Here is a 23,248-nt window from a genome sequence, read left to right as displayed (position 1 = left end):
ATTATAAAATTTAATTAATATTAGTATTTATTTGACTTCCTGCATTAATTTTCTAATTAACGGAGAAACTACAATTAGTAGTAAACCCGCAATTAAAGCATATATTGCTAATTGATAATATCCTTCTGTATATCCTTGTAACTTTGTGACTAAAGAAGCATTTTCATCCGGTGATGACATCCCTGCTCCAAGTAGACCTGCAGCGTACTGCCCGTAAGCACTTGCTAAAAACCACATCCCCATCATCATCCCTGATAATCTTTTTGGCGACAATTTCGTCATGATAGACAATCCTATTGGCGACACGCATAGTTCCCCAAAGGTAATTACTAAATACGCCAGAGTAAAAACATTCAAAGAAGTTAAACCTTCTGCATCAGCAAAAAACTTAGTATAATAGAACACATAAAAAGCAGCAGCTAAAAATAAGAACCCTACACCAAATTTTATTACCGTATTAGGCTCTATTTTCTTCTTTGCCATAGCCAACCAAATCAATCCAACTATTGGGCTAAAAATGATGACAAACAATGAGTTCGACGTATTGTTAACAATATTAGGATTAATTTCGAAAAACAACAAGTTATGATGTAGGTTATCTTTTGCAAACAGCGCTAAAGAACCACCACTTTGTTCGTAAAATGCCCAGAAGATGATAGAAAAAAGAATAAATACAAAAGCAGCAATTAATTTCTTTCGTGAAGCTTCCTCTTTCTCTTTAAAAGTTTCATAAAGAAAATACAGGATAGCCAATGGACCGATGGCATACATGAAATAATCAGTATAATCGGTGTTTTTGATCATAATAAAAATAAGTGGAATACTGATTAAAGCACCTACATAAACAGCGATTTCTTTGGTTGTTCTTTTAGAAGGCGCCAGATCCACTAGCGGAGAATCCCCTATTGGTCCCAAGGAATGTTTCGTAGCTATAAAAGTAACTAAACCAATTACCATAACAACTGCAGCCGATAAAAAAGCGTAGCTCCAACCGTAATCAGGACTTGTACCTAAATACACGCAAACTGCTCCACCTAATAATGCTCCAATATTAATTCCTGAATAAAACAATCCAAAACCAGCATCTCTGCGACTGTCGTCCACTTTGTATAGATCACCAACCATTGAAGAAATATTTGGCTTGAAAAAACCAGTTCCAATAATTGTAAGCGTAATTCCTAAATAGAAAAAGTCCTGGGGAGAGAATGCAATTAATAGATTTCCAAGAATCATTACGGTTGCACCAAAAAGAAGTGACTTTTTAAAACCTAAAATCTTATCGGCAAAGATTCCTCCAATAAAAGTAAATGCGTAGACAAAAGCCTGAATTGCCCCATACTTCAAATTCGCATCCTTATCGGAAAGTGCCAGACCCAAAATTTTATCTGCCATAAAAATGGTAAGCACCCCGCGCATTCCATAGAAACAAAAACGCTCCCACATTTCAACTAAAAACAAATACCACAATTGCTTTGGGTATTTGCCTTCAAAATTTTGAATTTCTTCTAACGTTGGAATTCTATTACTCATCTATGATGTTATAAATTCTCTTTAATAAAATTAGTCATTTTATTGTACAATTGAATTCTCGTATTCCCTCCATAAATCCCATGATTTTTATCTGGATAAATTTGCGAATCGAATTGTTTATTTGCCTGAATTAAAGCCTCCATCATTTGCATTGAATTTTGTAGATGAACATTATCGTCTCCACTACCGTGAATTAACAAAAACTTCCCTTTCAAACCGTCTACATAATTAATTGGTGAATTATCATCATATCCTTTGGCATTTTCTTGTGGAGTCTGCATGTAACGTTCTGTGTAAATACTATCATAAAATCTCCAGTTAGTTACCGGCGCTACTGCAATTGCCATTTTAAAAGTATCGTTCCCTTTAAAAAGACAGTTTGAAGACATAAACCCGCCGTAAGACCAGCCAAATATGCCTATTCTGGACTTATCTACAAACGAATAATTTCCAATCACTTTTGCAGCGTCGATTTGATCTTCCACTTCGTACTTTCCTAATTCTAATTGAGTCACTTTCTTGAAGTCAGCTCCTTTAAAACCGGTTCCTCGCCCATCCACACAAGCTACGATATACCCTTGTTGCGTAAGCATCATAAACCAATAGTCATTTGATGAATTCCATTGATTTGCTACCTGCTGAGAACCTGGTCCTGAATACTGATACATAAAAACCGGATATTTCTTTGAAGCATCAAAATCCTTCGGTTTAATAATCCATGCATTCAATTCATTTCCTTTTTCCGTTTTTAAAACAAAAAACTCTTTTGCAGGTAAATTATAGTCTTTTAACTTTGTTGCCAATGCAGCATTATCTTCAATGACTTTTATTTGCTTTCCTGTTTTAGCTTCATTTAAAGCATAAGTCGTTGGTTGAGCAGCACTAGAAAACGTGTTAATATAATATTGGAAATTAGGACTAAAAGTAGCGTCATTCGTCCCTAACTCTTTGGACAAAGCCAATTTGCTTTTTCCATTAAGGGCAATTCTGTACACTGCTCTGTTAATAGACCCATTCTCCGTAGATTGATAAAAAACAGTATTTGTCTTTTCGTCAAATCCATAATACGAAGTTACTTCCCAATTCCCTTTGGTAACTTGATTGCGTAATTTTCCGTTCTTGTCGTATAAGTAGATATGATTAAACCCGTCTTTTTCACTCGTCCAGATAAAACTGTTATCGTTTAAGAATGTAAGATTATCTGTAACATCCACATAAGCTTTATCTTTTTCGTTCAAAACTACGTTTGTCGCTCCAGTTGTCCCATCAATAAATAATAAATCCAGATTATCTTGATGACGGTTTAAAACCTGAGCTGACAATACATTGGAATCATTAGTCCACTGCATGCGCGCGATATAAAAATCATCGTACTTACCCAAATTGATTTCTTTGGTCGCTTTCGAATTAGCATCGTATACATGTAAGGAAACTAGAGAGTTTTTCTCTCCTGCTTTTGGATATTTAAATGTTTCAATTGTAGGATACAAATCTTTGTGAAACATAGACATAGAGAATTCAGGAACCTGACTTTCGTCAAAACGAATATAGGCTAATTTTCTACTGTCTTTACTCCAGTCAAATGCTCTTACAAAAGCAAATTCTTCTTCATAAACCCAGTCCGTAATACCATTTATCACGGCATTTTTATTCCCATCAGTTGTAATTTGAGTAGTTGATTTTGAAGCCAAGTCATATACATAAAGATTGTTTTCTTTAGCGTAGGCAATCTTTTTTCCATCAGGAGAAAAAGTCGGCTCCTGCACTTGAAAATCAAATGGTTTTGTCAATTCTTTAGTTGCAGTATTGTATAAATAGTAATCTGCCGTAAAAGAATGACGGAAAATTTGATTTGAATTACAGGCAATCAAAATCATTTTTTCACTAGCATCAAAAGTATAGCTATCGATCATCGGCATATCCGCATGATCATTTGTATTTATTAAAGTTGCCGTTTTTTTCAGGGTAGCATAATCATACAAATCGATTTGCATCGTTCTAGAAGAGCGATCTAAGTTCAATACTGTATATTGATTTGTATTCTTCATGGATTGTAGCTCATCCATTCCTTGAGCACGAAAGGCTCCACCGTATATTTGCTCAACCGATATTTTTTGTTGCCCGAAAACCGTGAAACACAAAAATAAAAATAAGACCGAAAACTGCTTATACTTCATACTATTAATTTAAATGTAAAAATGAGCCCAATTTTAGTGAAAAAATTACAATTATATCACATTTGATGTGTTAAATGTTGAAAACAATATTTAAGAGTCCACTTTAATGACAATAATTTAATGCCTATAAAACCACTAAAAATGTATCTTTGCAGCTAATTACACTATAATCTATTGAGAATGAATAAGCCCGTTGCAGGATTTTCAAAATTATCCAAAGAAGAAAAAATAAACTGGATTGCCAAGGAATACTTTTCAACTCCTTCACAAGCCATTACATTATTGAAAAATTATTGGAATTCAGATGAAAAAATACAGAAACTACACGATGAATTTATAGAAAACACCATCACTAATTTCTACATCCCCCTTGGCGTGGCTCCTAATTTTCTAATTAACGGAAAATACAGCACCATTCCAATGGCTATCGAAGAAAGTTCTGTTGTCGCCGCAGCTTCTAAATCCGCAAAATTCTGGTCTACTAGAGGTGGTTTTAAAGCAACAGTAATCAACACGGAGAAAATAGGTCAAGTACACTTTCTTTATAAAGGCGATGTTTCAAAACTGGAATTATTTTTTGCTCAAAACAAAGCAAAATTCTTTTCTGACACAGAAAGCATTACAAAAAACATGCAAAAAAGAGGGGGCGGAATTCTGGATATTGTCTTACAAGACAAAACCAACCTGCTTCCCAACTACTACCAACTTCACGCTACTTTTGAAACTAAAGACAGCATGGGCGCTAATTTCATTAATTCTTGTTTAGAGCAATTTGCAAAAACATTAAAAGAAGAAACGCAGATCTACGAACTGTTTTCACAAATAGAAAAAGACATCACCGTAATTATGAGCATCCTCTCTAATTACGTACCCAATTGTATTGTACGCGCAGAGGTTTCATGCCCTATAGAAGAATTAGCCGAAAAACACATTCTCAATCCACAAGATTTTGCGGAACGCTTCGTACAAGCAGTTCAAATTGCCGAAGTAGAACCTTTTAGAGCCGTAACACATAATAAAGGGATTATGAACGGAGTCGACGCTGTTGTACTTGCTACAGGTAACGATTTTCGTGCGGTCGAAGCAGGAATACACGCTTATGCGGCAAAATCAGGTCAGTACTCTAGTTTATCCCACGCAAAAATTGAAAACGGCATATTCACATTCTGGCTAGAAATACCATTAGCACTGGGAACTGTTGGCGGACTAACTACTTTACACCCGTTGGTAAAGCTATCATTGGAAATGCTTAAAAAACCTTCCGCCAAAGAATTAATGCAGGTCGTTGCCGTTGCCGGTTTAGCACAAAACTTTGCTGCGTTACGTTCCTTGACCACAACAGGTATTCAAGACGGTCATATGAAAATGCATTTAAACAACATCTTGAACCAGTTTGAAGCAAATGATGACGAGCGCATCCTAATTCAAAAACACTTTAAGACCCATGCGGTGTCTCACAGCGCCGTTGTTGACTATATTGACAATTTAAGGAAGTAATAATTAGAAGCTAATCCCGCTATTCGCTCTATCTTTACTTGATTAAAGAAATCAAGTAAAGGATACCGCTACTATCGGGGCTACAAAAAGGAATATTGCAATAAATTCAGCATAAATGAAAGAAACATTTTACAGTAACGGGAAACTTTTGATTACCGGAGAATACCTGGTTTTGGACGGTGCGAAAGCTTTTGCATTGCCTACAAAATTCGGACAGAACTTAACTGTCGAAAAGAGCCCTAATCATAAAATTCATTGGAAAAGTTTTGATTCTGACGGCCAAATCTGGTTTGAAGACACGATTTTGTTTTCAGAAATCATCAATCCAGAGCTGCAAGAACCCGAAACTATAAAATCTACTTTACTATCTATTCTTCATGAAGGCTATGTATTAAATCCCAGCTTTATAAAGGCCGAATCCGGATATATTATTATTACCCAACTAAGCTTTCCAAAAAAATGGGGTCTAGGAACCTCCTCCACCTTAATAAACAATATTGCACAGTGGTTACAAATCGATGCATTTACATTACTTAATAACAGCTTTGGAGGTAGCGGTTACGATATTGCCTGCGCCCAAAACAACAACCCCATTCTCTTCCATCTTGAAAAAGGAAAACCTATCGTAGAGAAAACTACTTTCAAACCAGACTTCTCACAGCATATTTATTTCGTTTATCTAAATAAGAAACAAAGTAGCAAGACAGCCATTGCTAACTACCAAACGAATAAAACCAACAATCTAAATACAAATATTGATGCAATCAATAAAATAACACTTGAAGTTCTACACGCAAATAGCCTTCACTCTTTTGCGCAAGCAATAGAAAAGCATGAGAATAAAATGAGTATTGTTTTAAAAACGACAACAGTTAAAGAAGCCCTGTTTTCTGATTTTAACGGTGAAGTAAAAAGTCTGGGCGCTTGGGGTGGTGATTTTATTATGGCAATCAGTGAGTCAGACCCAACATCTTATTTTAGCTCAAAAGGGTTTGATACTATTATTCCATATAATGAAATGATCCTAAGTTAGAATCGATAAGAAAGAAAGAAATAAGCAGCACTTCAAAAAATATTCAAGCATAAAAAAACCCGATACAATGTATCGGGTTTTTTGTGAAATTAATAATTACTTTAAATCAACTAGTAATTAAATTGTTTTCTATTGTCTTCTATTGTCGCATTATCTTTAAGCGCTGGTAAAACTCTGTTTACATCTCCAGCAGACTGCGCTTTCAATTTAGCTACATAAGGAGCAAAATCTTTTAAAGCTGGCGCCTTCACTGTACTTACATTTTTAACAACATATACTCCAGTATTCCCTTCAATTGGTGCAGACATCTTGTTTGCTTCCAAGGCAAATGCATTTCCAACAACTTTCGGCTCTTGACCAACACCAGTTAACATTGGGTTTTCCATAGTAACATCAGTTGCTTGTAGCACAGTAGAACCTGCCGCTTTAGCAATAGCGTCTATAGAACTTCCTGTCATCTTAGCTTTGATTAATTCTGCTTTTTTCTTGTTTTTAAGAATTGGCTCTACATAAGGTTTAACTTGTGTAATAGATACTAAACCTGAATTATCGATACCTTTAACTCTTGCAATAACGTGTCCAACGTTAGCTACTTCAAATCTTTTTACTGTACCTATTTTAGAATCATCTTCAAAAGCCCATCTTACAATAGATCTTTGTACTCCTAATGGTCCAAAGTTTTCATCCATAGCCTGAACTGTAATTCCTGGAACTACTGAAAGCCCCATTCCTTTTGCAACAGTATTGAAATCTTTATCAGTCGCATCCATTTCAAACTTAGTCGCTTGTGTAAACGCTTTATCTGAAGTAGCTTCTGAAGCTTCTAGTTTTAACGCTACAGTAGCTAAACGAATTCCGTCTTGTTTATCAGTTACTTTGATAATATGGAATCCAAAAGCAGTTTCAACTAAACCAATTGAACCAATACTACTATTGAAAACGAAGTCATTAAATGGTTTCACCATTTGATTTTGACTGAAATATCCTAAATCTCCACCTTGTTGTGATGATGAATCATCTGAGCTAGAAAAAGCTAACATCATGAAACTATCTGGATTCGCTTTTACTTGAGCTAAAATAGCTTCAGCTTTTGCTTTTGCTTCTTCTTTAGTTCTTTGTTCTTTTTTGTTTGGAACTTGTGTTCCTTCATAACTAATTAAGATATGACTTGCTTTTGCATTCACTCCTAATTTTTTACCCATAGATTTTGAAACACAGTAGTAGTTTCCAAAAACGTAAGGTCCATAAATTTCTCCTGGAGCAAGGTTAAATAATTGATCTGCATCAACAGCAGGTAAATCTTTCTTAGCTACATAAGTAGAATCGTAAGGTACATCTGAATTTGAATTTACAAATTCAACTGTGTTTTTAGTAGCTCTAAATCCTGCCACAGTATCATTTTTAGAAGTCGCTTGATTGTAAACAACACTTCCAGATAATAAACCAGTGATTTTTGCTTTTACTTCAGCTTCATCTTCTTTAGAAGCTTTATCTGCGATTAAAACATACTCCACTTCGCGAGATTCGTCTGCTTTAAATTTCTTTTCGTTTTTCTTCATGTAATCCAATATCTCAGCGTCAGTCACTTTTACGTCACTGTCTTTGATAGTAGAATATAAACCGGCAACATAAGCAAAGTTAACTTTGTTAGCTTCCATTTCATATTTCAACTTTCCTTCGCTTTGAGTAGTATAAACCGCTGATTTTATCAAAGTATTATAAATTTGATATTTAGCACTAAGCTCAGCATCTTTCTCTCTGTCTTTCAAGAATTGTGATTGCGCAGGATTTGACTTGAAGTATTCTTTGAATTTTGCGATATCAAACATACCTGCTGCATTTAAGAACATTGGATTTTTTCCAATATTAGGATCAGCTTGTAAAACTGCTAATAAATGTTTTTCACCAACTCTCAAACCTAATTTATCAAATTCAGAAGTTAACAAAGCTACAGAAACCTCTTGGTCCCAAACTCTGTTTGCTGCTGCTGTAGAAGTGATTCCTTGATTACTCTTTTCAACATTACTTACTTTAATTCTAAAATCTTCAAATGAAATATCACTTCCATTGATACTTCCTACATCTTTTGACGTACTGTTAAAGCTACCACTGTTGAATAAATCGCCAATGATAAATGCAAATAATGCAAATGCGATTACTGCAATCATTAAAGCGGAACGTTGTCTAATATTTGATAAAACTGCCATTTTTATTGTTGTTAATTTTATATTCAGTTTGCGAAAATACAATTATCTAATTAATAATTATACTAGTAGCGTTTTATTTTACAAAAAAAATACTTTTATAAAAAAAATCACTCTTTTACGGTCAATTTGACCAATTCAATCTTCTTGTTTGTAGCCTCTTCTATTATAAAATGATAGGTTCCTATGGTAATCACCTCCCCTTTTAACGGTATATCATTAGTAAAATCAACTATAAAACCACCTAAAGTACCGTATGAATCACTCTCCGGTATATTAAGCTTGTAGGTTTGATTCAAATACTCGACGTCAAATCTAGCCGAAAAAATATAAGTGTCGTCACCCATTTCCTTTTCGATCAATTCTTCATCTGAATCATGCTCATCTTCAATCTCTCCAAAAAGCTCTTCTACAATATCTTCAATAGTAATTATACCTGAAGTCCCACCATACTCATCTAGCACCACCGCCACACTTTTTCGCTTTTTAGTAAGCAAGTTCATAACATCTTTGATGTAAATGGTTTCAGGAACAAACTCGACAGGAATAACGACAGCTTTAATACTTTTTGGTTTCTTAAACAAATCAAAGGAGTGTACGTAACCCACAATATCATCTAGTGAATTTTCATAGACAACTACCTTAGAATAGCCTGTTTCAATAAACAATTCTTTCAGCTCCGCTATAGTGTCAAATAAATCGATAGCTACAAGCTCCGTTCTAGGGCTCATAACATCTCTGGCCTTTACACCTGAGAACTCTAAGGCATTCTGAAACATTTGTATTTCTGAATCTACCTCATCATCATCTTCAACACTACTCATTTGCTCCGTAATGTAATTTCCAAGTTCTACTTTACTGAAATAAAGTTGTATCTGATCACCATCTGTTCTAAAAAATTTCTTTAGAACAAAATCGGAAACCCAAATTAAGAAAGTAGAAATAAAATAGAACAGGACATAGAACATATAGGCTGGCAGCGCAAAAAACTTAATTAAACCATTGGCATAAATTTGAAAAAATACTTTTGGTAAAAATTCTGCTGTTATCAAAACAATCAGCGTAGACAGCACTGTTTGGATAAGTAAATTCAATAAATCCGAAAAATGATATCCTAACGACTCGATCTGACGCATCAGTAAAGCCCCCATAAAAAAACCGTAAACCACTAGTGCAATATTGTTCCCAATAAGCATAGCAGCTATGAATTTTGATGGCTTTTCGGTAAGTTTAGTAAGAATTTTAGAAAGAAAATTATCTTGTTTCTTCTCTATTTCTAAATATATTTTATTCGAAGAAATAAATGCAATTTCCATCCCAGAAAAAAAGGCACTTAGTATTAGACATAATATTATAACACCAATTTCCATATACTAGGATTGATCATTACGGTCCTGCATCTTCTTTGCATATTTTCTCCTGAAGAAAAACATAAAAATTGCAAGTCCAGCAATCATCACACTCAACCAAGGCGTAGCTTCCGGATCGCTCCATTTCACAATAGCCTCATAAATGAAGTACAAAGCAAAAATAAGGTAAATGTAAGGTGTGTATTTTAAGTAACCCATAGTATTATTATTTGATGTTTATTGAGCCGATTCAAATTCGCCCGTTAATCTTTGTGAATTGACAATCTTAAAATCTTTGGAAAAATCTATTCCTTGTCCGTTAGTAGATCCTTTGATATCTGTAAATTTAAACTTTTTTTCAGTAAAAAACCATTCATTTTTTTGATCATAGTACAATTGCTCTGTTTCGAGCGTTTGTCCTTTTTCGGAAACAATCTTTACTTTTCCTTGTAAATCAATTATACCGGTAACTTTATAGGATATAGCATAATTTGATGTCACGCGGGTGGTCTTCCCTTTGTCGTCATATAATGTAACATCAATTCCTTTAGGAAATTCGGTAAAAGGAAAATCAACAGTCGAAAAATCCAGCATTTTAGGACTAAGTAAGACCACTTTTATAAGTCCAGAATCAGTGTATTTTAAATTCACTTTATCAGCATCCCCACTCGGCGTAAATTCCGTGACATTGATTTTTTGAACTTCTTTAAAATTACTTTCACACCCAAAAAACAGAGTCACAGCAAAAACTGTGACTAGGTTAAGTATTCTATGTGTTTTGAATAAATTCATACGTCAATATAGACAAAGTGAAATGTATTGTAATGATTTTATTATTGGAATTTCCTTTGCACGAACCACTTGTCATTCAATGAAAATCCAATACTAATGTTAGCATAGTTCTCCTGAACCAACCCCGCCGATGTAGTACCTTTTTTCCCTAATTCAAATCCAATATTGACATTAGAGATAGTTCCCGTAATAGGCAACCCAAGTCCTAATGTAAGTCCAACATCATTTATAGATTCTCCATTAACAACCAGGCCTGTTTTTTCATATTTCAAACCTCCTCTATAAACAATTCTTTTAGCATAACTTGAAAACGAGTTATAGTCAGGAAGATAATACCCTCCTAAACTTACACTTCCGTATTTTCCGTAACCTACATTGCTCGCATTATTATATTCATTAGCTTGTGCTGCAGTTTTTGAATAAGCCACTTTTCCACCAATTAACCATTTTTGCGATTCTCCAATACCAGCACTTAAAGAGATCTTACTTGGGAATTTCAACTCTACAACACTTGATTGCTCCGCTAAAATATCCACGGCTGACAAATCAAACCCTGAATTATAAGCTACAGTAGCTATATTCCTTGTGTTTTTAGATGTCAAAGTATTTTCTAATGTATAATTTAAACTACTATACACATTTAGTTTATTATTTAGCTTAGCCTTAAACATCGCTCCAATATCAAAGTTTACTCCTGACAAATCAGCACGGTTTTTCTCGCTTGTTCCAACAGGAACTCCAGTTATAAACTCTAAACTAGTCGTTTCAATTTTTCCAAAATTATATTGAGCATCAGCTCCTATACTAAAATTAGAATTTATTTTATAACCTACTCCAAGAAAAGCTTTATTCAATCCTCCTGAACCATTATAACGTCTATTATTTGTGTTTGCATCTTCCGTAATAGATTCTATCTTATATCCAACAGAAGAATAAGGAATTAATCCAAACCCAACTCCTACTTTACCGAAAGGCAATCCAACAGCAAGATAATCTAACATTGTTCTTCTTGCTTTTTCGCTCTTAGCATCTGATTTTACTGTAGTAGTATTATAAGTACCTCCAAGTGCAAATGTTGTAAACTTTAAATTAGCAAAACTTGCAGGATTTTGTAAGTTGATATGAATACTGTCTTGTTCGACTGCTATGCCTGCCATAGAACGGTTTTCAACTGTTCCTTTAAACCTAACATCTCCAATTCCGTAATAAGAATAAGGCGATGAAGTACCTTCTTGAGCAAAGGAAACTAACGACAAAAGCAAACAAGCGCTTATTATAATTTTTTTAATCATTTTTGATTTTATATTGAAATGTTTGGTTCAAACTTTCTAAAAGAAAATTTGAATTGGCAAATATGGTATTTTTTAATCGTTTAGCCAAAAATTCTGCATCACCTCCCGTTAAAATTATTATAAAATTTGGACAAACAGCCCTATATTCATCTATGAAACCGTCAATCTCATATGCCAAACCATTTACAACTCCAGAATGAATGGATTCCGAAGTTGACTTCCCTACTAAACCTTCAGGACTTTGTAATGACAACAAAGGCAACCTGGCTGTAAAATCATGCAATGATTTATAGCGTAACTGCAATCCGGGAGCGATTGCACCTCCTAGATATTTATCATTCTCATTTACAAAATCAAATGTGACACATGTCCCGGCATCGATGACTAACCTATTTTGCCTCGGAAACTGCAAAGTTGCTCCGGCAGCAAGTACCATCCTGTCAATTCCCAAAGTTTTTGGAGTTTCATACCCATTAAGAAAAGGGAAGACATCATCATGAGAAATAAAATGAATTACAACCTCTTTTTTAAACTCCAAAAAAGACTGTTTTTCTACATTTCCAACCGACGCAACAACCAAATGAGAAGTATTTTTAAATTTTTTTAAAATATTTTCAATATTTTCTTTGAGCTCTTCTTTCATAAAAACAAAATGCTGCAAGAGGATATCCTCCTCAAAAACAGCAGCTTTAATTCTTGTATTCCCCACGTCAACTGTTAAAATCATAATTTGAATTTTGATTGTGCGAAGATACGAATTGATTTTTTCAAAAAAATGTATTGGATATATTAAAAAACATTCTATCTTTGCACCCGCAATCAACAAGCATTATAGCTTACGAAAAGCAACCAAATGGTACCTTAGCTCAGATGGTAGAGCAATGGACTGAAAATCCATGTGTCCCTGGTTCGATCCCTGGAGGTACCACTTTAAAACCCGAATAGAAATATTCGGGTTTTTTATTTTATAATATTACTATAAGACACAAAAAAGGAGCTACTAGCTCCTTTTTTCTTTTAACTCGTTAAGCGTTTAGCAAATTCAATCAGATTTTCACTAATTGCAAATGTATAATGTCCAAAAAGTATCACAACGCTACAATTTATTAAACTTAAATTGTTGCCCACCTACTGATGCCTCATACATGAGTCCACCCTTTTGCATCGTAAATACCATAACACCTTCGGCATACTTCACATTTGCTGAAGCTCCTGCTGTGACAGCTACTGCCGAAACTTGAGCAGCAAACTCCAATTGACTGCTTTTAAATCGTTCGATATCAGCTTCTGTCTCAAAAAATATGACTTCGCGATACGCTTGCGCCCCTGCCTGAAATCCTATACTCAGCTGCGACAACTTTGCCATTCCCATCAAGGTATTGCGTTCATAGACCGCCCCATTACCAGACGCTCCTCCTATACCAAATCCTGCCTTACCCACATTGGGAAAAACAACATAGCCATAGGCTTTATCAAAAAGCCCCTTCATAAGAGGATCAGTTTTAATAAACTCCATCTTTGCCATCTTGCTATCAGCAATAATTTTATTCTTCTTTGCACGAGATTGCCCGAAAATAGGTGTTATCATCATTGTGCAAGCCATCAATACTATCCAAGTAATATTTACTTTTTTCATAGCTTCTATTTTAAATTGTTATCAAAAAAACAACTCCGAATACGGACACTTTCAACCATTAACTAAAGAGTGGAATAAGGTTATTCAAATTTAAAATAAATTCTCCAAATAATAATCAAATAATCTGATTATCAGTAATATAAAATATTAAATTGCAAAACAACAATACTACTTCAAGTTGTTTTTAAGTCGTAAAAAAATCAATGCTGTTATGTACGCGTCCCCAATTGCCGTGTGTCGGTCACTACTTTGAATCTTAAAAACTCCACAGAGTTCATCCAAACTTGTATGCTGATCTTCCTGTAGTCCTTTAAATTTTTGATACATCGCATCACTATCAATACTTTTATTTTTAAGTTTACCCAGCCCCATCCGTTTTAATGCCTCATTGATCATTTTAACATCAAAACTCACATGATGACCCACAAGTACAGCATCCTTTATGAAGCCAAGAAATTGTATCACTGCTTCAGTTTCTGTTATTTTTTCTTCCTTCCCTTCTTTTAAAATTCCATGAATAGGCACTGTTTCTTTTTTAAAAATATCTTGAATCAAAAACAACTCTAAATAATCGCTTACGCCAATAGTATTTTCATAAATTCCGATAGCACCAATCGACAGAATTACATCTGTTCTATAATTCAAGCCTGTAGTTTCTGTATCAAAAGCCACAATCCGTTGTTCTAAATTATTTTTTGCTTTAGAATCAAAACAGGACAAATAGCATTGCCAAAATTCAGGATAGACTTTTTTATCTTTTTTAAACCAGTTAAATAGCTTCATTTAAGTAAAATAAGTGAGTTGGAATCGAGTTTTGAGAATTTCCTGCACCTCGTGTATGGGCTGAAAAGCATTTTTGAGCTTTACCTTATCCAATTTTGACAATTTATTTAAGTCTAGATATCGTCCACTGGAGTTACTAGCGAAACCTTCTTCGGTTCTAAACTTTTGCAATACAGAGAATGCTTCCGAACAAGCTTCATAAATCGCAGCGTTTTGCGGCTCTAAAGCTGCCAATTCTTTAAACCGTACCAGAGTATTATTAGTGCCGGTAATTTTCTGATTCAAACACAACAATCTGGCCGCATCAATTAAAGGCATTAGCCCGCGACCTTTAACATCAAAACTATCTTTATATTCGCCATCTTTCTCTACTAAAAACTGCCTAAAGAAACCTAATGGAGGTGGGCTTTTCATAGCATCTCCTCCTAAGTAAGCAAAGAAGATTTGATTATTATCTACATTTTTAAAAATAGCCTCCGTAATTACATCAACCAACGCTTTATCACCATAAACAAAGTCATAATCAAAAAAAATGGAGCACATTAGAATCCCTTTCTCTCCCGGGCTGTGAATCCAAGTCCCGTACTGCTCCTTCCATTCTGTTACGGACTTGCACCACAATGGATTACTCGCCATCATTTCAGCGGGACAAAATTCGTAACCTACTACATTTAATACATTCGTCACATTTTCTGCTAATTCTATAAAGTATTTTTTAACCTCATCGTATCTTTCTGTGGCTACATCTTCAAAAACCAAGGCATTATCTTGATCTGTCAATAACAATTGTTCTTTTCTTCCCTGGCTTCCTATATTCAACCATGCAAATTGAGCGGGAGGTTGTTCCTTCATTTTTAAAATAGACAATTCAATGGCTCTTTTTGTAATAGCCGTATTGATCTCCCCTACAATCTGACAAATATGTCCAATAGGAATATTTTCATACAACGCATTCTGAATCAACTGCGTTAAATTCTCTCTAATCCCTTGAAGTTCTACAGCAGTATTTGCACGTTTTGTTTGTTTCACAAGTACTCCAGGGTTATTAGCCTGAGCGGTAAAAACATCGTGTTCAGATATAATTCCTATAATTTCTGATGTTGGCGCACCATCTGAAGTCACACACAAATGCCCAATATTATGCTGCATCATAAGCAATTGGACCTCAGCCACAGATCGATTTGCAGGGACGGTAATTACAGGTGTTGACATAATTTGGTCCGCGGTATCGTTGATAGCAAACATTCCCGTAGCAATTTTAGAACGCAAATCTTTGTCGGTAATAATACCGATTGGCAATCGATTCTCTTCAATAACAACACTTCCTATTTTATACTTCACCATCATCTCAGCTATACTTTTTACGGTTACATTTCTGCTAGCCGTGATAGGATTTTCAGTATGTGAAATGGGTTTGAAATACTGAATTATAGCATCCTGTTCGTTATAAATCACATTTTCTGAAATCAGTTTCCCCTTATTCTCTTTGTCGTAGGGATTTCGTGTATTAGACGCGAAACTTTCTAATAAAAACTCAGAAACTTTTGCATTCTGAAAAACATACGTTTTAAAAACAGCAATTGGAATAGCATAAAGCAGACTTTCTTCCCGAGCCATGGCATCCATCAAATAATTATCCTTAGCAAAGAAAGGACGCAACCCTAGAATATCGCCTTCATCACATTTGTCGATTAGAATTTCTTTTTCGTCATAAGAAATCGACAAGCCCACTGCTCCGTCTTTAACAATATAAAAAAAAGAATGAGGCTCGTCATTCACATTAAAAAGCACCTGATTTTTCTCCAAATAAACAACTTGAGATTCTCTAGAGATGGCAATCAAATCAGGCATACTAAGACTCAAAAAGGGAGGGTGTTTTTGTAAAAAATCGGCTACTCGTTCTGCTATTGAATTTTTCATAAACTATTTATTGATATCTAAAATTACATAAAATAGACAAGGTTCTAACTATAGACTAATTAAACTCCGGGAAAACTAAGAACAAATACCGGTTAAAACCGATAAAACCTCAACAAATCACTGTCATAAATAAACTTCCTATAAATTAAACCCATTTTATTTACATTATTCGTTTACTATAATTGCTAATTTACTATATTTATGCAAATTTTATATATATGGAGCTTTTAGCCTGTCCGAAATGCCAAGGAACTCACATCATAAAAAGCGGTGTAATCAACAATAAACAAAGGTATCTATGTAAAAAATGCAATTATTTTTTTACTGTTAATAAAATCGGAAAAAAGATAGATGATTACTATGTAACCAAAGCATTACAGCTGTACCTCGAAGGATTGAGTTATCGCGAAATCGAGCGTATTATTGGGGTATCCCATGTTACCGTCAGTAACTGGGTAAAGTCTTTTAATATAAAAAAACCTTCTCACGCTAACTACCACCCTACTTACAAGATTTTTAATCACTTAGAACTAGTAGAATACATCAAAAACAAAGATTTACTATCAGGAGCAGGAATGATAATAACCGAGTTAGGGGATAAGTTTATGCTTATAAAATGGGAACGTTTCAAAGATTAACTATAGCTTTTTACACAAATATATACCTTACTTTTTTTTCTTAACAAAAAATTAGACTTTGGCGGTCTAGAAACTAACCATTTCACTTAACCAAACTAATAATTAATTATGAAAAAAGTTTATTTGATTGCAGCAGTCCTGCTTCTATCCTTAAAAGGCTTTTCACAAGGCTCTCCTGATTATGGAGCCGGAATGAAATTTAACCTTAATGAGGATGGCTCAAAGTATCTTAGAGTGATATCTTGGGCGCAAATTTGGGGACAATACAATTCAGACCGTCCACTTGACGGAAATGGTAATCAACAAGCTGATTTAGATTTCAGCGTAAGAAGAGCACGTGTACTTATGTACGCGCAAATTAACAAAGACTTTTTAATCGTAACTCATTTTGGACTTAACAGTCTAAACGCAGATTCAATGAGTCCAACAGGAAAAGGTGATGGCTCACAATTATTCATGCATGATGTTTGGGCTCAATACAGCCTTGGAAAAGACAATGCTATTGGAGGTGGGTTACATTACTGGAACGGAATCTCTCGTTTGAACAACCAAAGTACATTAAACATGATGACCTTAGACAACCAAAGACAAGCTTGGGCTACTTTAGGTTTGTCTGATCAATTTGCCAGACATATTGGGGTATACGCCAAAGGAGCTTTTGGGAAATTTCAATATCGCGTTTCGATGAATGGTGCCGCTACAACAAATTTACAAGCCACTACAGTACCTACAAACAACGGTCCAGCAACTTATACTGGTAAAAGATTATTAGGTTCAAAAGAAGCAGGAAGAACATATGCTGGATATTTTGAATATGCCTTTTTAGATTCTGAAAGTAACTTCTTACCTTATAAAGTAGGTACTTATTTAGGAACAAAAAAAGTATTCAACATAGGAGCTGGTTTCTTTTCACATCCTAATGGCTCTGTAATTGCTGATGCAGCTGGAAATTTAAGCGGAGAAAACGTTACTATTTTCGGACTTGATGCTTTTTATGATGTCCCAGTAGGAACTCAAGGCGCTGCTCTTACAGCATATGCCTTATATCAAAACAATGATTACGGAAAAGACTACAGACTAGGGACAACTTATGAAACAGGATCAATGGTTCATGCACACCTAGGTTACGTTCTGCCTGGAAAATCTAAAACTCGCTTTCAACCGTATGCGTCTTATGACCAAAGACAAATAGATGCTATAAACGACAATGCTTCTCAAGTAGGCATTGGTGCTAATGCATTTTTTAGCGGTCATAATTCTAAACTAACTTTAGAATACCAAACTTTAAAATATGGTACAAACAAAGCTGTAAATACAATTACGCTGCAAGCAATGATTTACCTATAAATCTATTAACTTTTTAATCACAACTATCATGAGCGATAAACAAGACAACGCAACTGCGTATTGGAAGGAAAACCTAAAATACCTTCTGATCTTATTAAGCATTTGGTTTGCTGTTTCCTACGGGGCAGGAATCCTTTTCAAACAAGCATTAGATTCCTTTAAATTAGGTGGCTTCCCACTTGGTTTCTGGTTCGCACAACAAGGTTCAATTTATGTATTTGTCATACTAATATTTGTTTATGTTCATTTAATGAACAAACTAGACAAAAAATACGGCTACGACGAATAATTTAAAAACTATAAAAAAATAAAACATCATGGATTTACAAACTTGGACCTATATACTTGTTGGGGTAACATTTGCCCTCTATATTGGAATTGCAATCTGGTCGCGTGCTACATCGACTAAAGAATTTTATGTTGCCGGTGGAGAAATTTCACCATTAGCAAATGGTATGGCTACAGCCGCTGACTGGATGAGTGCCGCTTCCTTTATATCTATGGCCGGAATCATCTCTTTTGATGGATATGACGGGGCCGTTTATTTGATGGGCTGGACGGGTGGATATGTATTACTTGCCCTTTTACTTGCGCCTTATCTAAGAAAATTCGGGAAATTTACTGTGCCGGATTTCATTGGAGAACGTTACTATTCTAATAGTGCTAGAACCGTTGCTGTCGTTTGTGCGCTAGTCGTTTCTTTTACCTACGTAGCCGGACAAATGCGTGGTGTAGGTCTCGTATTTTCTAAATTTTTAGAAGTTGACATTAACACTGGAGTTATCATAGGAATGGTAATCGTTTTGTTTTATGCCACTCTAGGAGGAATGAAAGGGATCACATATACCCAAGTAGCACAATATTGTGTCTTAATATTTGCCTTCATGGTTCCTGCTATCTTTATTTCTATACAAATGACAGGAAACCCAGTTCCACAATTAGGAATGGGGGGAACAGTTTTGGGTACTGACACTTATTTACTTGACAAATTAAACGGTCTTTCTACAGATCTTGGATTTGCAGTATATACTGATGGAACAAAATCAATGATAGATGTATTTGCAATCACATTAGCCTTAATGGTTGGTACTGCAGGACTACCTCACGTTATTGTTCGTTTCTTTACCGTTAAAAGAGTAAAAGACGCTAGAAAATCAGCTGGATATGCATTGATTTTAATTGCAATATTATATACTACTGCACCAGCAATTGCTGTGTTTGCAAAAACAAACTTAATTGAAACTGTTAACGGAAAAGACTATACTTCAATGCCAGCTTGGTTTACTAAATGGGAGAAAACCGGCTTATTAACATTCGAAGATAAAAACGGAGATGGTAAAATTCAATATTATAATGACGCCTCTAAAGATGCCACTTTTTTAGCAGCTGAAGAAGCAAAAGGAAATAAAGGTAGTGAGTTGATTATTGATAAAGACATCATGGTACTTGCTAATCCTGAAATTGCTAACTTACCGAACTGGGTTATTGCATTAGTTGCAGCTGGAGCATTAGCTGCTGCCTTATCTACTGCTGCTGGTTTATTACTAGTAATTTCAGCTTCTGTATCTCATGATATTATCAAAAAAATGATCAACCCAAATATTTCCGAAAAAGGAGAACTTTGGGCTGCCCGTGGAGCTGCAGCAGTTGCAGTAGTTATTGCAGGTTATTTTGGTATCAATCCTCCAGGTTTTGTCGCCGCAGTTGTGGCGCTCGCTTTTGGATTAGCCGCTGCATCTCTTTTCCCTGCGATTATCCTTGGAATTTTTGATAAGAAAATGAATAAAGAAGGAGCTATATCAGGTATGGTTATCGGACTTTTATTGATGCTTTTCTACATGTTGAAATTCAAATTTGGTCTTTTTGATGGTGGACAAGATGCCGTTGCTGGTTTAAAAGAAAGCTGGTGGTTTGGAATTTCCCCTGAAGGCTTTGGAACCATTGCAATGATTGTAAACTTTGTTGTAGCATTTACAGTTAAAAGTTTTACACCTGCACCTCCACAAGATGTTCAAGATATTGTAGAGCACATTAGAATTCCTTCTGGTGCTGGCGAAGCAACACACTAGAAAATATTAAATAGCTTATAAAAATTATTTTTAAACTATACAATCTCTACATTTGTTTGTAGAGATTGTATTATTTAACACCATGAAAAAAAGACACGAACAAAAGTTGGTTATCCTCTCAATGCTTTTAGTATTAGCATTGAATATTCCGCTATTGCTATTATTTGATAATTCAAAATCTCTTTTTGGGTTCCCAATAATCTACGTGTATATCTTTTCGGCATGGTTGTTCTCTATAGCGATATCGTACATAATCATAAAAAAATATTATGAGTAGTATTGGTCTCTTATTGATTTTAGCCCTCTATGTATCTATTCTCTTTTACATAGCGCATTGGGCAGAAAAAAGGAGTAATTCTAAATGGACTACGAACCCTTATATCTATTCTTTTTCCTTAGCGGTCTACTGTACTGCATGGACTTATTATGGAAGTATTGGTGTTGCTGCACAATCAGGTTTAAGTTACCTTCCTATCTATCTAGGCCCAATCATCATCATTCCAACTTGGATGATTATCCTTAAGAGAATTATACGCATTTCAAGAGTCAATAAAATATCTAGTATTGCCGATTTTATTTCTTTACGTTATGGTAATAGCAGGTTTCTAGGAGCACTAGTAACCTTAATATGTGTTTTTGGAGTTTTACCCTATATTGCACTACAACTAAAGTCCATTTCCGATACTTTTAACATTGTAACCAACACACAGTCGAGTTCCAATACCTTTAGTGATACCACTACTTATGTTTGTATCGCATTAGCTTTATTTGCATCCTATTACGGAACAAAATATGTAGATGCTTCCGAGAAAAGACGAGGAATTGTTACCGCAGTTGCGATGGAATCTATCTTAAAATTAGTCTTCTTTTTAATCATTGGTATTTATGTAACTTACTTTGTGTTTGATGGCTTTGATGACATCTACGCTAAAGCAGCACTACTTGACAGCTTTGACAAAAAAAATACTATTGGGGGATTATCCGAAGGTATCAATTGGTTTTTTCTTTGTGTTTTATCCATGTTTGCTATCTTTCTTTTGCCACGACAATTTCACACCGCAATTGTTGAGAACAATAAGGAAACACACATTAGAACAGCGATATGGCTTTTCCCATTGTATTTATTACTTTTCAATATTTTCGTTTTCCCTATTGCTTGGGGCGGCAACATTCTTTTTGAAGGACAAGGTTTAAATGCAGATACTTATTCGCTATTGATTCCACAGTTTTTCAACAATAATACGTTAACCGTTTTAGTATTTCTAGGTGGCTTTTCGGCAGCTATTTCAATGATTATTGTTTCGTCCATTTCCTTATCCACTATGCTAAGTAACAACTTACTGATTCCTTATGGATTTGTAGGTTCATTAGAAAATACTTCGCAAGAAAAAAACAACAAAAGAATCTTAAACTCTAGAAAAATAGCTATTTTTTCATTGATCATTCTAGCCTATTTCATCTATAGATTTTTTGTTTTAGATTACTCATTAGTTTCTATAGGTTTAGTTTCATTTGTAGTTATTGCACAATTGGCACCCGCTTTTTTTGGTGCTCTATTTTGGAAAAGAGGCTCTAAAAAAGGCGCTATAACAGGAATCGTTCTTGGTTTCCTTGTCTGTTTTTATACCTTATTGCTCCCCTATGCAATCGGAATCACCTCCTCTTCTAGTGCGTTCCTTCAAAAAGGACCATGGGCAATTGAACTATTAAAACCATTCCATCTTTTTGGACTGGATTATTTAGAACCTATACAGAATGCTTTTTTTTGGAGTATGCTGCTAAACACCATGAGCTACCTAGCTGTTTCAGTGAGTTTCAAAGGGAATTACAGAGAGCGCAACTATGCCGAAATGTTTGTAGATATCGACAAATACATTACGAATCACGAGAATGCTTTTGTATGGAAAGGAACCGCGTACATCTCTGATATTAAAAAAGTGTTGCAACGTTTCTTAGGTGAGGATCGAACAAAACGCGCCTTGAAAATTTTTAACTTGAAATACAATATCGATAAAAACATCACCACTGCAGATGCCCGATTTATAAAATTTGCAGAGAATCTCTTGACTGGTCATATTGGTACGGCTTCCGCCAAAATTTTAATTTCAAGTGTCATTAAAGAAGACAAAATTAGCCTTCCCGAAGTATTGCGTATTCTAGAGGAATCTAAAGAAAATATTATCATCAACAAAAAACTGACCGATACTTCGAATGAGTTAAAGAAAATATCAGATCAGCTAAAACACGCAAATCGGGAATTAATCAAAAAAGATATTCAAAAAGATGAATTTCTGGACACCGTTACACATGAACTTAGGACACCCATTACTGCGATACGTGCGGCAACTGAAATCCTACATGATGACGATGATGAGCTCCCAAATGAATTAAGGAAACAATTTCTAAAAAGTATTATATCAGAATCAGATCGCCTGAATCGTCTGATTGATAAAATTCTAGATTTAGAAAAATTTGAAACAGGTAAACACAAAATTTATCTTTCAAAAAACAATATTTCAAAAACCATAAAAAACACAATCGATTCAGTAATACAATTAATAAATAACAAAAACATTGCTATTATATTTAATGAAGCTTCAGAAGAAATAAAAGCCTTTTATGATGAGGAAAGAATCATTCAGGTCGTTCATAATTTACTGTCAAATGCCATAAAATTCTGCCCTACAAAAGATGGGGAAATTACAATTACGGTAACGGAGAATAACAAAGACATAGCTGTACTCATCCATAATAATGGCAAAGGAATAAAAGTAGAAGAGTTTGAACCCATTTTTGATAAGTTCTATCAGTCTCGAAATCAAAATGTAAAAAAACCTGTAGGAAGCGGTTTAGGACTTGCCATTTGTAAACAAATTATAGAGCATCATAAAGGAAATATCTGGGTCGAAAGCGACCATACAAACGGAGCCACATTTATTTTTACTTTACCCAATTACAATACCCCCGAAAAACAATAAATA

The 23,248-nt window shown here is 34.8% G+C and carries 19 protein-coding genes and 1 tRNA gene; 9 read left to right on the top strand and 11 right to left on the bottom strand.

What is annotated here, in order from left to right; all coding sequences use genetic code 11:
* Nucleotides 1-27: 27 nt before the first annotated feature.
* Nucleotides 28-1,530, bottom strand: coding sequence for a peptide MFS transporter (locus tag AAC069_RS11325; protein ID WP_339920581.1), 1,503 nt, complete (start codon nt 1,528-1,530; stop codon nt 28-30).
* An 8-nt stretch (nt 1,531-1,538) separates the two neighbouring features.
* Nucleotides 1,539-3,707 (bottom strand): S9 family peptidase, encoded by a 2,169-nt coding sequence (locus AAC069_RS11320; protein WP_339920580.1) that lies wholly within the window; start codon nt 3,705-3,707, stop codon nt 1,539-1,541.
* Nucleotides 3,708-3,887: 180 nt separating this feature from the next.
* Between AAC069_RS11320 and AAC069_RS11315 the strand changes: the two genes are divergently transcribed.
* Nucleotides 3,888-5,204 (top strand): hydroxymethylglutaryl-CoA reductase, degradative, encoded by a 1,317-nt coding sequence (locus tag AAC069_RS11315; protein WP_339920579.1) that lies wholly within the window; start codon nt 3,888-3,890, stop codon nt 5,202-5,204.
* A 115-nt stretch (nt 5,205-5,319) separates the two neighbouring features.
* Nucleotides 5,320-6,237: a GYDIA family GHMP kinase gene (locus AAC069_RS11310; protein ID WP_339920578.1), complete on the top strand. Its 918-nt coding sequence runs from the start codon at nt 5,320-5,322 to the stop codon at nt 6,235-6,237.
* Between the two features lie 110 nt (nt 6,238-6,347).
* Here the strand turns inward: AAC069_RS11310 and AAC069_RS11305 are convergent, their stop codons facing one another.
* The 6 genes from AAC069_RS11305 to AAC069_RS11280 all read right to left on the bottom strand — a co-directional run bounded on the left by AAC069_RS11305 (nt 6,348) and on the right by AAC069_RS11280 (nt 12,601).
* Nucleotides 6,348-8,444, bottom strand: a complete 2,097-nt coding sequence (locus AAC069_RS11305; RefSeq protein WP_339920577.1) for a peptidylprolyl isomerase — start codon at nt 8,442-8,444, stop codon at nt 6,348-6,350.
* Nucleotides 8,445-8,551: 107 nt separating this feature from the next.
* The gene (locus AAC069_RS11300; RefSeq protein ID WP_339920576.1) at nt 8,552-9,811 is read right to left on the bottom strand and encodes a hemolysin family protein; all 1,260 of its coding nucleotides are present in this window, start codon (nt 9,809-9,811) and stop codon (nt 8,552-8,554) included.
* A gap of 3 nt (nt 9,812-9,814) precedes the next feature.
* Nucleotides 9,815-10,009 carry a DUF6526 family protein gene (locus AAC069_RS11295; protein ID WP_074720896.1) on the bottom strand — a complete coding sequence of 65 codons (195 nt, stop codon included), beginning with the start codon at nt 10,007-10,009 and terminating at the stop codon, nt 9,815-9,817.
* 18 nt (nt 10,010-10,027) lie between these two features.
* Nucleotides 10,028-10,582, bottom strand: coding sequence for an LPS export ABC transporter periplasmic protein LptC (lptC, locus tag AAC069_RS11290; RefSeq protein WP_339920575.1), 555 nt, complete (start codon nt 10,580-10,582; stop codon nt 10,028-10,030).
* A 41-nt stretch (nt 10,583-10,623) separates the two neighbouring features.
* Complete coding sequence (locus AAC069_RS11285; protein WP_339920574.1) at nt 10,624-11,874, bottom strand: hypothetical protein; 1,251 nt, start codon at nt 11,872-11,874, stop codon at nt 10,624-10,626.
* The gene (locus AAC069_RS11280) at nt 11,867-12,601 is read right to left on the bottom strand and encodes a type III pantothenate kinase (RefSeq protein WP_339920573.1); all 735 of its coding nucleotides are present in this window, start codon (nt 12,599-12,601) and stop codon (nt 11,867-11,869) included. Before AAC069_RS11280 ends, AAC069_RS11285 begins: the two co-directional genes overlap by 8 nt.
* 128 nt (nt 12,602-12,729) lie before the next feature.
* Here AAC069_RS11280 and AAC069_RS11275 point away from each other — a divergent pair.
* Nucleotides 12,730-12,802, top strand: a tRNA-Phe gene (locus AAC069_RS11275).
* A gap of 168 nt (nt 12,803-12,970) precedes the next feature.
* Here the strand turns inward: AAC069_RS11275 and AAC069_RS11270 are convergent.
* From AAC069_RS11270 to AAC069_RS11260, 3 genes are all read right to left on the bottom strand, one after another.
* The gene (locus AAC069_RS11270) at nt 12,971-13,363 is read right to left on the bottom strand and encodes a lipid-binding SYLF domain-containing protein (RefSeq protein WP_339920572.1); all 393 of its coding nucleotides are present in this window, start codon (nt 13,361-13,363) and stop codon (nt 12,971-12,973) included.
* A 315-nt stretch (nt 13,364-13,678) separates the two neighbouring features.
* Nucleotides 13,679-14,293 carry a 3'-5' exonuclease gene (locus tag AAC069_RS11265; protein ID WP_339920571.1) on the bottom strand — a complete coding sequence of 205 codons (615 nt, stop codon included), beginning with the start codon at nt 14,291-14,293 and terminating at the stop codon, nt 13,679-13,681.
* Nucleotides 14,294-16,213: a DUF294 nucleotidyltransferase-like domain-containing protein gene (locus tag AAC069_RS11260; RefSeq protein WP_339920570.1), complete on the bottom strand. Its 1,920-nt coding sequence runs from the start codon at nt 16,211-16,213 to the stop codon at nt 14,294-14,296.
* 218 nt (nt 16,214-16,431) lie between these two features.
* On the opposite strand from AAC069_RS11260, the gene AAC069_RS11255 reads away from it, so the two are divergent.
* The 6 genes from AAC069_RS11255 (at nt 16,432) to AAC069_RS11230 (ending at nt 23,245) form a co-directional block, all read left to right on the top strand.
* Complete coding sequence (locus AAC069_RS11255; protein WP_339920569.1) at nt 16,432-16,851, top strand: helix-turn-helix domain-containing protein; 420 nt, start codon at nt 16,432-16,434, stop codon at nt 16,849-16,851.
* Nucleotides 16,852-16,959: 108 nt separating this feature from the next.
* Nucleotides 16,960-18,198, top strand: coding sequence for a hypothetical protein (locus tag AAC069_RS11250; protein WP_339920568.1), 1,239 nt, complete (start codon nt 16,960-16,962; stop codon nt 18,196-18,198).
* A gap of 28 nt (nt 18,199-18,226) precedes the next feature.
* A complete protein-coding gene (locus AAC069_RS11245) occupies nt 18,227-18,487 on the top strand; it encodes a DUF4212 domain-containing protein (protein ID WP_091089014.1) in 261 nt (86 codons plus the stop codon).
* A gap of 28 nt (nt 18,488-18,515) precedes the next feature.
* The gene (locus AAC069_RS11240; protein WP_339920567.1) at nt 18,516-20,267 is read left to right on the top strand and encodes a sodium:solute symporter family protein; all 1,752 of its coding nucleotides are present in this window, start codon (nt 18,516-18,518) and stop codon (nt 20,265-20,267) included.
* Nucleotides 20,268-20,349: 82 nt separating this feature from the next.
* Nucleotides 20,350-20,544 carry a hypothetical protein gene (locus tag AAC069_RS11235; RefSeq protein ID WP_339920565.1) on the top strand — a complete coding sequence of 65 codons (195 nt, stop codon included), beginning with the start codon at nt 20,350-20,352 and terminating at the stop codon, nt 20,542-20,544.
* On the top strand, nt 20,537-23,245 hold the full coding sequence (locus AAC069_RS11230; protein ID WP_339920564.1) for a sensor histidine kinase: 2,709 nt from the start codon (nt 20,537-20,539) through the stop codon (nt 23,243-23,245). Before AAC069_RS11235 ends, AAC069_RS11230 begins: the two co-directional genes overlap by 8 nt.
* The last annotated feature ends 3 nt before the right edge of the window (nt 23,246-23,248 follow it).

This window comes from uncultured Flavobacterium sp., assembly GCF_963974175.1.
Lineage (GTDB): Bacteria > Bacteroidota > Bacteroidia > Flavobacteriales > Flavobacteriaceae > Flavobacterium.
This window is presented reverse-complemented; position numbering and strand designations above follow the sequence as displayed.